General features: G+C 59.7%; 11 protein-coding genes. 4 read left to right on the top strand and 7 right to left on the bottom strand.

Annotation, left to right across the window (positions count from 1 at the left end; translation table 11 throughout):
* Positions 1-9 precede the first annotated feature (9 nt).
* From FHW68_RS08060 to FHW68_RS08040, 5 genes are all read right to left on the bottom strand, one after another.
* A complete protein-coding gene (locus tag FHW68_RS08060) occupies positions 10-723 on the bottom strand; it encodes a GntR family transcriptional regulator (protein WP_183679795.1) in 714 nt (237 codons plus the stop codon).
* Positions 724-807: 84 nt separating this feature from the next.
* A complete protein-coding gene (locus FHW68_RS08055) occupies positions 808-2,049 on the bottom strand; it encodes a thiolase family protein (RefSeq protein WP_095631961.1) in 1,242 nt (413 codons plus the stop codon).
* A complete protein-coding gene (locus FHW68_RS08050) occupies positions 2,046-3,929 on the bottom strand; it encodes a feruloyl-CoA synthase (RefSeq protein ID WP_183679794.1) in 1,884 nt (627 codons plus the stop codon). Before FHW68_RS08050 ends, FHW68_RS08055 begins: the two co-directional genes overlap by 4 nt.
* Positions 3,930-4,061: 132 nt before the next feature.
* The gene (locus tag FHW68_RS08045; protein ID WP_183679791.1) at positions 4,062-5,510 is read right to left on the bottom strand and encodes an aldehyde dehydrogenase; all 1,449 of its coding nucleotides are present in this window, start codon (positions 5,508-5,510) and stop codon (positions 4,062-4,064) included.
* Positions 5,511-5,638: 128 nt separating this feature from the next.
* Positions 5,639-6,469 carry a p-hydroxycinnamoyl CoA hydratase/lyase gene (locus FHW68_RS08040; RefSeq protein WP_183679789.1) on the bottom strand — a complete coding sequence of 277 codons (831 nt, stop codon included), beginning with the start codon at positions 6,467-6,469 and terminating at the stop codon, positions 5,639-5,641.
* A gap of 212 nt (positions 6,470-6,681) precedes the next feature.
* Between FHW68_RS08040 and FHW68_RS08035 the strand changes: the two genes are divergently transcribed.
* Positions 6,682-7,170 carry a MarR family winged helix-turn-helix transcriptional regulator gene (locus FHW68_RS08035; RefSeq protein WP_183679787.1) on the top strand — a complete coding sequence of 163 codons (489 nt, stop codon included), beginning with the start codon at positions 6,682-6,684 and terminating at the stop codon, positions 7,168-7,170.
* Between the two features lie 57 nt (positions 7,171-7,227).
* On the opposite strand, the gene FHW68_RS08030 is transcribed toward FHW68_RS08035, so the two are convergent.
* Positions 7,228-8,538, bottom strand: a complete 1,311-nt coding sequence (locus FHW68_RS08030) for an OprD family porin (RefSeq protein ID WP_183679785.1) — start codon at positions 8,536-8,538, stop codon at positions 7,228-7,230.
* A 329-nt stretch (positions 8,539-8,867) separates the two neighbouring features.
* On the opposite strand from FHW68_RS08030, the gene mhpT reads away from it, so the two are divergent.
* The gene (gene mhpT / locus FHW68_RS08025) at positions 8,868-10,103 is read left to right on the top strand and encodes a 3-(3-hydroxy-phenyl)propionate transporter MhpT (protein WP_095631956.1); all 1,236 of its coding nucleotides are present in this window, start codon (positions 8,868-8,870) and stop codon (positions 10,101-10,103) included.
* 835 nt (positions 10,104-10,938) lie between these two features.
* Here mhpT and FHW68_RS08020 read toward each other — a convergent pair.
* Complete coding sequence (locus FHW68_RS08020; RefSeq protein ID WP_183679783.1) at positions 10,939-11,964, bottom strand: LacI family DNA-binding transcriptional regulator; 1,026 nt, start codon at positions 11,962-11,964, stop codon at positions 10,939-10,941.
* A 340-nt stretch (positions 11,965-12,304) separates the two neighbouring features.
* On the opposite strand from FHW68_RS08020, the gene FHW68_RS08015 reads away from it, so the two are divergent.
* Together FHW68_RS08015 and FHW68_RS08010 are read left to right on the top strand one after the other, a co-directional pair.
* Positions 12,305-13,333: a Gfo/Idh/MocA family oxidoreductase gene (locus FHW68_RS08015; protein WP_183679781.1), complete on the top strand. Its 1,029-nt coding sequence runs from the start codon at positions 12,305-12,307 to the stop codon at positions 13,331-13,333.
* On the top strand, positions 13,330-14,289 hold the full coding sequence (locus FHW68_RS08010) for a sugar phosphate isomerase/epimerase (RefSeq protein ID WP_183679779.1): 960 nt from the start codon (positions 13,330-13,332) through the stop codon (positions 14,287-14,289). Before FHW68_RS08015 ends, FHW68_RS08010 begins: the two co-directional genes overlap by 4 nt.
* Positions 14,290-14,373 lie beyond the last annotated feature (84 nt).

Genomic DNA, 14,373 nt, shown 5'->3' with positions numbered 1-14,373 from the left:
GAACCGCGCTTATTCCGAGCGGAGAATGACCTTCATCCGCTCGTCAGCCTTCGCTGAGCCGAAGACCTCGGCATAGCGCAACGTGGCATTGGCGTGTTCGCGCATGATCGCTTCGGCACGCGCGCCTTGGCGATTGACCAAGGCATCGAACACCGAATGGTGTTGCATGTGGGCATAGTTGAAGCGTCGGTATTCCCGGACCATGTCGTTGCGGTCCACAGCCAGGGCGCTCACCGAAGCGAAGGGTAAATGATCGTTGCGTGCCAAGGCGTCGGCGATCGCGGGGTTGTGGCTGCCTTCGACGATCACCTCGTGAAAACGCATGTTGAGGTCGTGATAGACCTCCAGGTCCTCTATGGTCACGTACCCTTTGTCGAACAGCTGATCACCCTGCACCAGGCATTGTTCGAGGGTCGCCCGGGCTTCGTCCGAGAGCCCGTGCTCGGCGGTCTGGCGCGCCGCCAGGCCTTCGAGTACGCCCCGCACTTCGACCGCACCGGCAATGTCATCGGGGCTGACCGAACGCACCTGAAACCCACGCCCGCCAAAGCGCACCAGCAAGCCTTCCTGCTCCAGCGTGCGGAACGCCATGCGCACCGGCATCCGCGAGACGCCAAACAGCTGCGCCGTGGGGATTTCCATCAACCGCTCGCCCGCCGCCAGCTCGCCCGAGGCGATCATCTTGCGCAATGCGACCAGCACCGTTTGACCGGGCTTACTCATCCAGGCAACTTCCAGAAAGGTGGGCCTGCATAGTAACGCAAGATAGTGACGCCAGGCTTGGGCAGAAGCCGCGGTGTTCCTGCCTCAGCCTTGATAGGCCGGGTTCTCGATCAGCAGCGCCATGCCCTGCCCGCCGCCGACACAGGCGGCGGCAATGCCATAACGCAGATTGCCCTCGCGCAGTTGCCTGGCCAAGGTCAGCACCAGACGCAATCCACTGGCGGCCAAGGGATGCCCCAGGGCGATTGAGCCGCCCCGCCGGTTGAGCCGGTCGCCGTCCAGTTCCAGCACCTGCGCTACGGCCAGCACCTGCGCCGCCTGGGCTTCGTTGATTTCCAGCAAGCCGATGTCGCCAAGAGCCAGCCCGCGGCGTTGCAGCAGCAACTGGATGGCTGGCACCGGCCCTATGCCCATGAACTCCGGTGCCACGCCCACCTCGGAACTGGCCAGCAAATGAGCCAACACCGGACGCCGCGCCGCAGAAGCTCGCCCCACCAGCGCGGCAGCCGCGCCATCGACCACCGCGCAACTGTTGCCGGCCGTTTGCACACCGCCGGCATGCACCGCCCGCAATCGGCGCAAGGCGTCCAGATCTGTAGGCCGTGGATGGCTGTCGCACGTCACGCGGTCCACGCCCCGTGGCAACTGAATTCTTCGTGGCTGATAGCCGGCCAGATCAAAACACTCATTGTCGACCGCCACCAATTCCGGTTCGAACCAACCGTCGGTTTGCGCCTGCAACGCCAGTTGATGACTGCCGAGCGCGTAGCGATCCACCTCTTCACGGCTCAGGCCATGCCGCCGGGCCAGGTTGTCGGCGGTGGTGATCATGTCTACGCCTGGGGCCGGATCGTAAAGGGCTTCCCAGAGAAAGTCCTTGAACGCCACCTCGGCACCGAGCCGGAAACCACAGCGGTGGGTGTAGGCGGCAATCGGGTTGCGCGACATCGATTCGGCCGCCACACACAGGGCCAGCTGCACGCCGTCATCCAGCTGCCTGGCGGCCTGCCGCAAGAGTTCGAAACCGGTGGCGCAGATGCGCTGCACCCCCAGCGCCGGAGTCTCTTGCGGCACGCCACTGTAAAGGCCGATATGTCGAGGCAGCAGGTAAGCATCGAAACTGGCCTGAGCCACGGAGCCGGCGAGCACGCTGTCCACCGAGGACGGATCGACAGCGGCGCGGGCCAATACCTCGCGCCCGACCTTGATCCCCAGATCGATCGGCGAGACTTGAGCCAAGGCCCCGCCGAGGTCGACCCAAGGCGTGCGCAGGGCTTCGTAAATGGCGACATCACCAAAGCTCGAATACTGCCCCGCACCGCTCACGGCAAAGGTCCGGCACGCAAGATGGAAGGTTCTTCGCCGCGATACAGCGCCTCGACCTTGTCGGCGCGCCACTGCAACACCGCGCGCTGGTTGATCGAGCCCTTGTCGGTGATTTCACCGCGGTCGATGGAGGCGGGTTCGTCGAGCAGCGCGATCCATTCCAGACGGCTGGCATTCCCGGTGGCGTCGCGGTTGAGCCGTTGCAGCCAATCGCTGAACCACTGACGCACCGGCGCGCTGGCCAGAACCTCGGCATCGCTGGCGTGGACACTCAAACCGGCCAGACGTCGGCATTCAAACAACCGGGGAAAGACCAGCGCCCCCAGGCACTCGCGGTCCGGCGCGGCCACCACCAGGTCCTGAACATAAGGAGAACCTTCGAGCACCGCGCGATTGCGCAGCGGGCCGACGCTGACAAACACGCCGGAACTGAGTTTGAAGTCCTCGGCAATGCGCCCGTCGAACATCAGTCCCAGTTGCGGATCACGGGCGTCAGCCAGTTTCAGCGCATCGCCGGAACAGTAGAAGCCATGTTCGTCGAACACCTCGGCGGTCTGCTGCGGCGCACGCCAGTAGCCCGGCATGATATGCGGCCCGCGAAAACGTCCTTCCAGCTTGCCGTCCACCGGTACCAGCCGCACTTCGCAACCGGGAGCCGGCAGGCCAATGTAACCGGCCATGGACAGTGGCCCGGTGGTGAACGTGCAGGACGGGGCCGCCTCGGTCATGCCGAGTCCGGCCATCATGCGAATGCGTTCGCCACAATGCTGTTCGGCGACCCGGTCCAGGCGATCCCAGACCCGTTGCGACAAACCGGCGGCAGCGAAAAAGAACAGCTTCATGCGCGAGAAGAAACGCTCGCGCAACTCGCCATCCTGCTCCAGGGCGTTGACCAGTTCTTCCCAGCCCTTGGGCACGGTCAGGTAGGCGGTGGGCGATATTTCCTTGAGGTTGCTCAGTGTTTCAGCAAAACCCTGTACGGTCGGCTTGCCGTCGTCCAGGTAAAAAGTGCCACCGTTGTAAAGCACGATGCCGACGTTGTGGCTGCCGCCGAAGGTGTGATTCCACGGCAGCCAGTCCACCAGCACCGGAGGTTCTTCGCCGAACACCGGGAAGGTTTGCAACAACATCTGCTGGTTGGCGCAGAGCATGCGCTGGGTGGTGACCACCGCCTTGGGCAATTTGGTCGAACCTGAGGTAAACAGAAATTTGGCGATGCTGTCCGGCCCGGTAGCCGTGAAAGCACAATCGGCCTCGGCACTGCCGGGTTGTTCCAGCAGGCTGGCAAAGCTCGCCTGATTGCGACCAGGAATTTGACCGCGCACGGTGATCAGCGGCGTTTCGGCCGGCAGCACCGCATCGATTGCCCGCTGATAGGTCGCGGCGTCGCTGACGAACACCAGGCCCGGTTGCAGCAGGTCACAGACATGCCGCAGCTTGGCGAAATCCTGGGACAACAACGAATAGGCCGGGGAAATCGGGCTATAGGGAATGCCGGCGTACATCGCGCCTAGTGCAATCTGCAAATGCTCGATGTCGTTGCCCGAGAGGATCGCCAGCGGTCGCTCGGCCGACAAGCCATAACAAAGCAGGCTTTGGGCAATGGCGCGGACGCTGGTCAGCATCTCGGCGTAACTCACCCGGCGCCAATCACCGCCTTCCTGACGAGCCGCGATAAAGGTCTGTTGCGGGCGCACCCGGGCCCAATGCACCAGGCGGTCGAGCAAACGTACGGGCAACTTGGCCAAGGGTTCCAGGGAGCGCATATGCAGGATGCCTTGCTCTTCGCTGACCTCGATCGCAGGATTGCCGATGGACACCTGGCGATAGCGCGGCGTGTTGGCTTCGGTCTGGGGTGGCGATCTGAATTCGGAACTCACGTGCTTGCTCTCCATCAAGGCATACCACCGGCTCGCACAAATGCGTGGCTGCAGCCTCTTTATTGTTATGTCTGCCTGCACGCGGGCAGCGATTGCCCTCAAGCATTCGTCGCCCGACGGTGCGGCGGATGCTCAGATCGGGTAATGCCGCGGGCCATTCTGCAAGGTCACCCAGCGCAATTGGGTGAAGTGCTCGATGGACGCCTTGCCGCCAAAACTGCCATAACCGCTGGACTTGACCCCGCCGAAAGGCATCTGCGCCTCATCGTGCACGGTCGGGCCGTTGATATGGCAGATACCCGACTCGACCCGCTGGGACAGGGCCAACGCGCGGCCGGTGTCGCGACTGAATATCGCCGCCGACAGGCCGAATTCGGAATCGTTGGCCAGGCGCAGCAGATCTTCGTCGCCCTCACCGCGCAGCACCACCGCCACCGGGCCGAAGGACTCTTCGCGATACAGGCGCATGGCATCGGTGACGCCATCGAGCAAGGTCGGCTGCAGAATGCTGCCCTCAAGCTGGCCTCCGGTGACCAGGGTTGCCCCCTTGTCGAGGGCATCGTCGATCAGCAGTTTGATCCGTTCGCCAGCGTTGCTGTTCACCAGGGAACCCAGCACCGAACCTTCGGCGTTGGGGTTACCGGCGGGCAAGGTGGCGATCTTCGCCGCCAGTTTGGCGACAAAGGCATCGGCCACCTTGGCATCGACGATCAGGCGCTCGGTGGACATGCAAATCTGCCCCTGATTGAAGAAGGCACCGAAGGCTGCGGCCTCCACAGCTGCATCCAGGTCGGCATCCTCCAGCACCAGGAACGGCGCCTTGCCGCCCAGTTCCAGCAACGCCGGTTTGAGATGACGCGCCGACAATTCACCAACGATGCGCCCGACATGGGTCGAGCCGGTGAAGTTGACCCGTCGCACCGCCGGGTTGGCGATCAACCGCTCGACAATCGCCGCGGCATCCTGGGGCGCGTTGCTGATGACGTTCACTACGCCGTCACCGAGGCCGGCGTCCTGCAACACCTGGCCGATCAGCCGGTGCACCGCCGGGCTCAATTCCGACGCCTTGAGCACCACGGTGTTGCCGCAGGCCAACGGCATGGCGATAGCGCGGGTAGCGAGGATGACTGGGGCGTTCCAGGGCGCGATGCCCAGCACCACGCCGCACGGTTGACGCAGGGCCATGGCGAAGCTGCCGGGTACATCGGAGGGAATGACTTCGCCGGTGATCTGGGTGGTCATGGATGCCGCTTCACGCAGCATGTTCGACGCCAGCTGCACATTGAAACCGTACCAGTTGGCCATGGCACCGGTCTCGCCGGCGGCGGCGATGAATTCCGCACTGCGGGCCTGCAACTGCTCGGCCGCACGCAGCAACCGGGTGCGTCGTTCATTGGGGGCCAGGGCCGCCCAGGTGGGGAATGCCGCTTTGGCCGCAGCCACCGCGGCGTCGGCATCTTCCAGGGTGGCAGCGGCAACCCGCGACACGATTTCGCCGGTCACCGGATTACGCCGTTCGAAGGTTCGACCGTCTTGGGCGGGGCACGACTGGCCGCCAATCAGCAGGGGCACGTCCAGCATGGTGATTCCTCTTTATTGTCTTTATCGGGAATACAGTCGAGGGTTCACAGTAGCGCCTTGGGCGCCGGGGCGAACAGCTGGCGGACGCTCGATCGCCCGGCCAGCTCGCCTTGATCTCAACGCGGGGTTCAGCGTTTGTAAGCCTGCAAACCGGGCTTGATGCTCTTGTCGTCGAGGAACTGCTTCATGCCCTGCTCGCGGCCACCTTCGGTATCCAGCAGGCGCGACTGATCGAGCTTGGCGTACAGGTAGTCTTCGTTCTGCTCCCAAGTGAGTTCGCGGCAACGCTTGAAGCCGTGCTTGGCCGCCCGCAGCACCACCGGGTTTTTTTCCAGCAGGTTACGCGCCAGCTCGATCGTCACTTCGCGCAGTTGCGCCAAGGGTACGCTTTCGTTGACCAGGCCCATCTCGGCGGCTTTCTGCCCGCCGAAGGTCTTGCCGGTCATGATGTAGTACAGCGACTGACGATGGCCCACGGTGTCGGCCATGGCTTTGCTCACCAGGTTGCCTGGTGGGATGCCCCAGTTGATTTCCGAGAGGCCGAAAGTCGCTTCATCGGCGCAGATCGCCAAATCGCAGGCCACCAGCGGGCTGAAACCGCCACCGAAGCACCAGCCGTTGACCATGGCGATGGTCGGCTTGGCGTACATGCGCAGCAGTTTCCATTGCCATTGAGAGGCTTCGCGGCGGATTTTTTCCTGAAGAATTTCCGGACCGGCGTCCACTTCGCGGAAGTACTCCTTGAGGTCCATGCCCGCGGTCCAGGCTTCACCCGCCCCCGTCAGCACCAGTACACCGGCGTCTGGATCCTGCTCCAGGGTTTCCAGAACGTCGATCATCTCGCGGTTCAGGGTCGGGCTCATGGCGTTGCGTTTTTCCGGGCGGTTGAGGATGACCCAGGCAATGCCTTCCTCGATTTCCACTTTGATCGTTGTCCAGCGACCTTCGTAATTGCTCATGGCGATGCTCTCTTGTTCTTGGCTTGACGATGGGTAAAAACTAAACCCCAATATTAGTTATGTCAATTAACTATTAATGAAATTAACCGAATATTTTTTGTCCCGAAAACAAGCGCAACGCCCAGATATCTGAAAGAGGTCGTGGCTATCCCCGACCAATCTCGGCAAACTAGATAGTCTTCTTAACCGCCAGCCTGAGGATTCACCCTGCAATGGCCAAGTCTTCCAAGATTGCCGCCGCCCCCGAGGCCCCTGCCGACAGCGCCGAAACCCAGGTGCCGCTGGATTCCGCCCTGGACGATCTGATCGGATACGCCATGCGCCGGGCGCAGCTGAAACTGTTCCAGAACCTCATTGGCCGGCTCTCGGTCCATGACTTGCGACCGGCGCAGTTCTCGGCCCTGGCGATCATCGACCAGAATCCCGGGCTGATGCAGGCCGACCTGGCCAAGGCCTTGACCATCGAGCCACCGCAAGTGGTGCCGCTGCTGAACAAACTGGAAAGCCGGGCACTGGCGGTGCGGGTGCGCTGCAAACCGGACAAGCGCTCCTACGGGATTTTTCTCAGCAAGACCGGTGAAGCCCTGCTCAAGGAGCTGAAACTGATCGCGGCCGAGAGCGACCTGGATGCAACGTCCAACCTCGACAGCCAGGAGCGCGAAGAATTGCTCAGGTTGTTGAAAAAGGTCTACCAGGCCTGAAACGCCAACGCCGGCGCGTTCCTGGGGAACGGCCGGCTACTTGGCAGGTAAAACGACTTACCAGATCGGCACGGTGTAGAGCACCAGAAAGCGGGTCTGGTTTTCATCGCGAAACGCTGCGCCAGCGGGGAAGTCATTGCGATAGATCGACTTGCGTGCCATCAGCCCGACGTTCTTAAGCGGACCGCTCTGGATGACATACCCCAGCTCCATCTGGAATTCTCGCTCCTTGCGATCGTCGGCATTCAGCGCCGTCAGCTCGATGTGGTCACCGCGCACATAGCGTAGCCGGCTCTTCAGTCCGGGCACCCCGACGGCAGTGAAGTCATAGTCGTACATCGCTTGCCAGGTCCGCTCCTTGGCATTGAGGAAGTCCGAACTCATGGTCAGCTCACTCATGCCCATCAACTCGGTGCCCGACACATAAGGCGTTGCTGTGTCGCCACTGGCGTGCATATAGCCCAGGCTCAGGCGATGACCGCCGAAGCGATAGCCGAACAGCGCCGACAAGTTGCGGTTGTCCACCTTGCCGGCCTTGGCGCTGCCATCTTCGTCGCTGAAAAAACTGCGCAGATCGGTGGTCAGCGTGCCCTCGCCCACCTGCAGATTGTGCAGCAAGGCCAGGGTGTTCTGCTGGTACAGGTCCGCCACTTCGGCGTGATAGGCACGCAGACTGAGGTCCTTGTTTACCTGATAATCGCCGCCAACATAGGCCATGTGCGATGAAGTGGCCGCGCCGTTGAAACGCCGGTTCGGCGAGGCGATGCTCATCGGCTGATAGTCCGTGGAATCACGCTTGTTGATGCGATCGATGTAGCCGGTGTTGAGGGTCAGTCCGTCGATGTCCTTGGAACTGAGGGTGGTACCGCGAAAAGTCTGCGGCAACAGTCGCGACGGGCTGGCGAAAGCGAACGGCAGGAAGATCGACACATCACCGGTCTTCACCGTGGTCTGGGCAAAACGCATCTTGGCGGTCATGGCCAGGCGCGAATATTCGTCCGCCGCGCGCTTGTCGCTCCTGGACACCGGCAGCAACTCGGTGCCGCTGCGGTCCGGCGACGAGTCCAGCTTGACCCCCATCAAGCCGCGGGTGTCGAGGCCGAAGCCGACGGTCCCCGGGGTAAATCCCGATTCCACATTCATGATGAAACCCTGGGCCCACTCCCGGGCTGCGGTTTTCGCACCGTCGTCCTTGTAGTCCCGATCCAGGTAGTAATTGCGCAGGGTCAAGGTGCCTTGACTGTCATCGATAAAGCCTTCGGCCAGCGCCGGAGTGGCAATCACACTCAAACCCAACAGGGCCAGACGACGTGCGCGAACAGGTAAGACTGAGGTCGCCACAAGGGCGCCCCGAGGGAGATTTGGCATGTTCGATGTCCACTTATTGTTGTTGTTTTTTGAACGGGATCGTCGGGGGTTGCCCCAAGGATCTCCGGTCAGAGAATGGAAACGCTTGAGGGTGGCGTCAACCCACAATGACCGATAACCGAACATTAATATTATTATCTATTTTTTAAACTCATCATCATCTGTATGACATCACATTGATTTACATGAAATTAATTACATTTTTAAGCCGAAAAACTTGACTGTTCATTTTTTAGTTATCTTTGTTAATCTTAATTTCAGCCTGTTATCGCTGCAATCAGGCTCGCATTCACCCGTCAGCCCCAACAAAAACAATAATGAGGTTCGCCATGGACATCCCATCACGTCGCACGACGCTGACCATCGCCCTGTGTTTTATCGTTGCACTGATCGAAGGCTTCGACCTGCAAGCAGCCGGCACTGCCGCTGCTGGCCTGCGCCAGACCTTTGCCTTGGACCCGAAACTGATGGGCTGGGTATTCAGTGCTGGCATCATCGGTTTGCTGCCGGGCGCCTTCTTCGGCGGCTGGATCGCCGATCGCATCGGCCGCAAAAAAATCCTCATCGGCGCCGTGCTGCTGTTCGGCGTGTTCTCCCTCAGCACTGCCTATGTCAGCACTTTCTCCGCCCTACTGCTGGCGCGCTTCATGACGGGACTGGGCCTGGGCGCCGCCCTGCCCAACCTGATCGCCCTGTGCGCCGAAGCCGTGGGTGAACAACGCCGTGGTACCGCCATCAGCATCATGTATGCCGGCGTGCCGTTGGGTGGCGCACTGGCGGCGGTGGTCGCCATGCTCTTCACCGAGCATTGGCAAACGACCTTCATCATCGGCGGTCTCGCGCCCTTGCTGGTGGTGCCATTGATGATCTTGCTACTGCCCGAGTCCTGTGCCTTTCGCCAGCAACAAGGCACCGCCAACGTGGCGCGCACCTCAACCGGCCAGGCGCTGTTCGGCGAAGGCCGGGGCCGTGTCACCCTGGCGTTGTGGCTAAGCTATTTCTTCACCCTGACCGTGATGTACATGTTGCTCAACTGGCTGCCATCGCTGCTGCTGGAACAGGGTTTCAGCAAACCCGAGGCAAGCCTGGTGCAGATGCTGTTCAATATCGGCGGCGCCCTCGGTTCCCTGCTCGGCGGGCTGCTGCTGGACCGCTGTAACGGCATCAAGGTGGTGATGTTTGTATACGCCGGGTTACTGGCGGCGCTGGCCGGGGTCGGCCTGTCGGTGGGCATCGTTCCAATGGCCATCGCCGGGTTTGCCGCGGGGTTGTTTGTGATGGCTGCGCAACTGGTGCTTTACGCCCTGGCACCGCCGTCGTACCCGACCTCGGTGCGTGCCACCGGCGTCGGCGCAGCGGTGGCCATCGGGCGCCTGGGGTCGGTGGCCGGCCCCTTGGCCGCGGGGCAGATTCTGGCGGCCGGGGCCGGTACCACAGGGGTGTTGCTGGCGACCTCACCGGGGTTGGTGATTGCGGCGTTAACTATCATCAGTGTGATTGTCCGTTCGACACCGCTGACCGAGCCCGAGCTCAGGACGGCGAACCCGCTTGCGCACAAACCCTGACCGCATTAATGAAAAAAGAGGCCTCGCAGACTGTGTGAAAACCTAGCAATCTGCGAGGGGCGCTCAAAGAAAATGCTCCGTGTCGAAAGATACGGAGCATTTTTCGTAATGGCTTACATCCAAGGCGAGTCTCGGAACCAGAGCAGTCTGTTTCCGGTTTCGCTGGAAGAGTTGATCCCCGAGGATCATCTCGTTCGATAGTAGGCGACTTGGTGGCCATTGATGACAGTAAGTTTCAGGCCGTTGCTTCCTCGCGAAGAAGTCTTGACCTAAGAAACGCCGAAAAATAGAAAGGAAAATGGACTTAAAACCACTGGATGCTGCTGGAACGCAGTAGACGTTAGCGGAATACAACACAAACAAAAAAAGGACCCTAAGGTCCTTTTTTCTTTCTCCATGGAATTCAGTGGAACTCCATGGAGCAATATTTGGAGCGGGAAACGAGACTCGTATCTAGCGTCCGACTCATTGAAATTTAAGGGGTTTCTTTTCTTCCCAGAGCAGGAAAAGACTCAATTCTGGACTTGTTTTTGGAGTGTATCAAGGGCCAGGAAGGAGTCACTCCGAGAACGACCACCAAGTCCCACTCCCGAAAGCTTGCCGGCCAGAAATCGTACTTTCAGCTACGACCTCAGGTAGGCGTTATTGGCAGACATAGGCCTCCGCTGATCCAGTTCCGAGCGAGAGCTTGTATGCCCTCCGTCAGAACAGGGTTTCCATAGCCAGGCTCAGTCCGTATCAAATGCAGTAAGCCTTCTTTGTCCCCTTTCAGTATCCTGAGCTGCATTCAAAACAATGTTCAAAGTAAAAATGAGAAAGCGACCGCAACGTGGCCTTACGCACCACAGTTATATCGTGTGTGAATCAAGATCTGTGTTGAGGGTGGCGTGGTCGCCGCTCGCTCAATCGCTCCTCGTATCCAGCGCACCGCTGCGGCAGTCTCGCCAACGAAATCATGAGAGATAACATAATCCATGACGCCGGACTCAAGCATCGCCCGCGTATGAATCGTAAGCTCATGACCGACGAAAATAGGCCGATCCTCAGCCGCAATAGTCTCTATTGCCTGAGCAACGCCCCGATTGGCGCCGGCCACGTTGTAGATGGCTGCCGGGTAGTCGTGCTTGGAAAAATAACGCGTCAATTGTTCAGTCGTGGTCTGAGGGCGATCGTCGGACATCACTCGTTCGTCGATTTTCAGATACGGAAACTCGGAGCGGAGCACCCTGCGAAATCCCATCTCCCGTTCCTGCTGACAGCGAAACGGCACACTGGTCACCAGCAGGATTTTCGCGGGCGCTTTGGGTAACGCATTGCCGATCAGCAACCCGGCGACACTGCCCGCCGCATATTGATCATTGCCAACATAAGCACTACGCCCGGAGTTAGGCAGGTCGGTGGTCAGGCACACAACTGGAATACCCAGGCTGCAGAGTTTGCGAATCGCTCGGTTGATCGCCGGATGCTCGCGCGATACGACGATCACACCATCCGCTGAAGCGCCCTCAGCCTGAACCTGATCAGCAAAAGTGGCGGGATCGACCTGGTTAGTCGGTTCATAGTAGCCATGCACGACGACGCCTGGTGTCGAAGCGTTCACCAATGCCTCGGCGTCGGCCAACGTTGCATTGAAGGTTTCGCCCGAATCGCAAAAGAGCTTGATCTGCAACGTTGCCATGCCGTCAGCCAAGTCTTTCTTTAGCTTATCCAGTGCAGCCAGGACTTTCAGACGGGTGTTTTCCCGAACGCCGGGACGGTTGTTCAGCACGCGATCGACGGTCGCAGGCCCGACCCTGGCCACCTTGGCGACCTGTTGAACGGTGGGGCCCTTCCATAAGCGCGCTGATGTTTGCGTGGTCATATGGCATACCCTCTTTTGATGTTATTTACACCATATAAACATTCCCGATGGTCAGCTTCAAGAGCAATGAAAAACGGTACTGCACTCTTAAATTTGAGGTTTTTCACATCATAAACCGCCTATGGTGCTCCTTGATGCTTGCTTTTTCGGCGCTAATAATCGAGGCATAACAAACACAACAAACCGCCAGGATAGCCCCATGAATAACTCGCCTCATCGGTTGGTTTCGACCGCCACGGCCACGCCGCTCGTGGCCCACTTTGAACCTCCCTTCTCAGTCAACGTGCTCGCGCGTTCGACGCTGCGTAGATGACTTTCGCCCATTGATAGGTAGTTGAATATGAGCATACGAATCGCCGTTATCGGCGCGGGAATTATGGGGGAGGATCACGCCCGCATCATTGCCCAGGACCTTCCGGGGGCCAATCTGCATGTGGTGTGTGATGCGTCGCCAGAGCGAGCAAAGCTGATAGCTGACCGTTATGGGGCCGCTGACGTTTCCACTGATCCACTGTTCACCCTTTCAAGATCCGATGTAGATGCAGTCATCATCGCCAGCCCGGACGAAACCCATGCGGTCCTGACCATGGCAGCCATTGATGCAGGGAAGCCCGCACTGTGTGAAAAGCCGTTGTCTCAAAGCCCGGACCAGTGCCTGGCGGTCATCGACAAAGAGGCCTCCCGGGGTCGCCAATTCGTGCAACTGGGCTTCATGCGCCGGTTTGACCCTTCGTACAGGGAAATGAAAAGCGCTTTGAGCGACGGCCTGATAGGTCGGGCTGTGATGATGCACAACTTCCACCGCAACGTAGAAGCCCCCGCCAACTTCAGCGGGCAAATGGCGATCAGTAACTCCGCGCCGCATGAGTTCGATGTGGCACGTCACGTGCTCGACACTGAATACGTTGCCATCTCGGTGTTCCAACCCACCCACACGTCTAAGGACGGCGTCGGCGCCCCGGTATTCATGGTGCTGGAAACCCGGGAAGGCCATCTGGTGAACATTGAAATCAACAACAACGCCCATTACGGGTACGACGTCCGTGGCGAGTTGGTGGGTGAGCTAGGTTCCGTGCAACTGGCCACACCTGTACATGCTCGTTTCAACACCCGTCTTCAGGGTTTTGAAAGGTACGCTGCCGATTGGCGGCCGCGTTTCGCCGACGCCTACCGTCTGCAGAACAAAGCATTCGTGGAGTTCATCACCACAGGTAGTTTCCCCGTCTATGCCGCAAGTGCCTGGGACGGCTATTGCGCAGCCATTGTCGCTCAAGCCGGCATCGAGGCACTCAATCAGCGTCGCCGGGTAGTTTTGCCGACGCTGGAGGCACCGCCCCTCTACCGATCGCGAGAAGGAGCTACGTCATGAAGCTGGGATTCGTCACCGATAGCCTCGGCAACTTGCCCCTGCGGGAGATGCTCAAGCAGGCTGAACGGTTGGGAGTGTCGGGCCTGGAGATCAACACCGGTGGATGGTCGACCGCGCCGCACTTTGACTTGGCGCAGATGCTCGCCAGCGCCGATGAACGAAAAGCCCTCAAACGCAGCTTCCAGGAACACAGTCTGGAAATCATTTCCTTGAACGCCAACGGCAACCCTTTGCATCCCACGCAGCCTGCACAAGGCCAGTGTCTTAAGGACACGATACGCGTAGCCGGTGAGTTGGGAGTCAAGACCGTCTGCACCATGTCTGGCTTACCTGAAGGTCAGGCCGGCGACAAGATGCCGAACTGGGTGGTTGCCTCATGGCCTCCCGAAACCCAGGCAATGCTGCGCTATCAATGGGAAGAACGCCTGCTGCCCTTCTGGAGCGAGATAGCTGATCTGGCCAAGGAAAATGGTGTGGAGCGCATCGCTTTGGAATTGCACGGTAACCAGTGCGTCTACAACGTCCGTTCGCTGCTGAAGCTACGCAACGCAATCGGACCGGTGATTGGCGCCAACCTTGATCCCTCTCATCTGTTCTGGATGGGCGCTGATCCACTGGTCGCCGCCGAGGCGCTGGGCGACGCCATTTACCATGTGCACGCCAAAGACACTTTGCTTAATGCGCCAGTCCAGGCTGTGGATTCACTCCTGGAAAATGGCTCGTTGATGGATATCTCATCCCGAAGCTGGTCCTACATCACGCTTGGATTCGGCCACGGTGAGCAATGGTGGCGACAGTTCTGCTACCGCTTGAAGATGGCTGGCTACGATGGCTGGCTATCGATCGAGCATGAGGACGTTTTACTCAACAGCCTCGAGGGTTTGGAAAAGTCCGTAAGACTGCTACAGAGCGTCATGCCGGTAGCCACCAGCGATTTCAAACCCCAACCCATCTGAATCGCACCACGAGAAAAACCAATGTAATTGCATATAAAAACGCTCACCGCGATGGCGAGTGAGCATCCCATGAGTTTCAGTCAG

The organism is Pseudomonas sp. Tn43, assembly GCF_014192635.1.
In the GTDB taxonomy this organism is placed as follows: Bacteria; Pseudomonadota; Gammaproteobacteria; order Pseudomonadales; family Pseudomonadaceae; genus Aquipseudomonas.
The sequence above is the reverse complement of the archived record's forward strand: the minus strand, read 5'-3'. Positions and strand labels throughout refer to the sequence as shown.

Excerpts from the sequence above, each read along its gene's own strand:
- mhpT (WP_095631956.1), top strand. The coding sequence starts at position 8,868 with ATGGACATCCCATCACGTCGCACGACGCTGACCATCGCCCTGTGTTTT.
- FHW68_RS08040 (WP_183679789.1), bottom strand. The coding sequence starts at position 6,469 with ATGAGCAATTACGAAGGTCGCTGGACAACGATCAAAGTGGAAATCGAG.
- FHW68_RS08015 (WP_183679781.1), top strand. The coding sequence starts at position 12,305 with ATGAGCATACGAATCGCCGTTATCGGCGCGGGAATTATGGGGGAGGAT.
- FHW68_RS08035 (WP_183679787.1), top strand. The coding sequence starts at position 6,682 with ATGGCCAAGTCTTCCAAGATTGCCGCCGCCCCCGAGGCCCCTGCCGAC.
- FHW68_RS08060 (WP_183679795.1), bottom strand. The coding sequence starts at position 723 with ATGAGTAAGCCCGGTCAAACGGTGCTGGTCGCATTGCGCAAGATGATC.
- FHW68_RS08030 (WP_183679785.1), bottom strand. The coding sequence starts at position 8,538 with ATGCCAAATCTCCCTCGGGGCGCCCTTGTGGCGACCTCAGTCTTACCT.
- FHW68_RS08045 (WP_183679791.1), bottom strand. The coding sequence starts at position 5,510 with ATGCTGGACGTGCCCCTGCTGATTGGCGGCCAGTCGTGCCCCGCCCAA.
- FHW68_RS08010 (WP_183679779.1), top strand. The coding sequence starts at position 13,330 with ATGAAGCTGGGATTCGTCACCGATAGCCTCGGCAACTTGCCCCTGCGG.
- FHW68_RS08020 (WP_183679783.1), bottom strand. The coding sequence starts at position 11,964 with ATGACCACGCAAACATCAGCGCGCTTATGGAAGGGCCCCACCGTTCAA.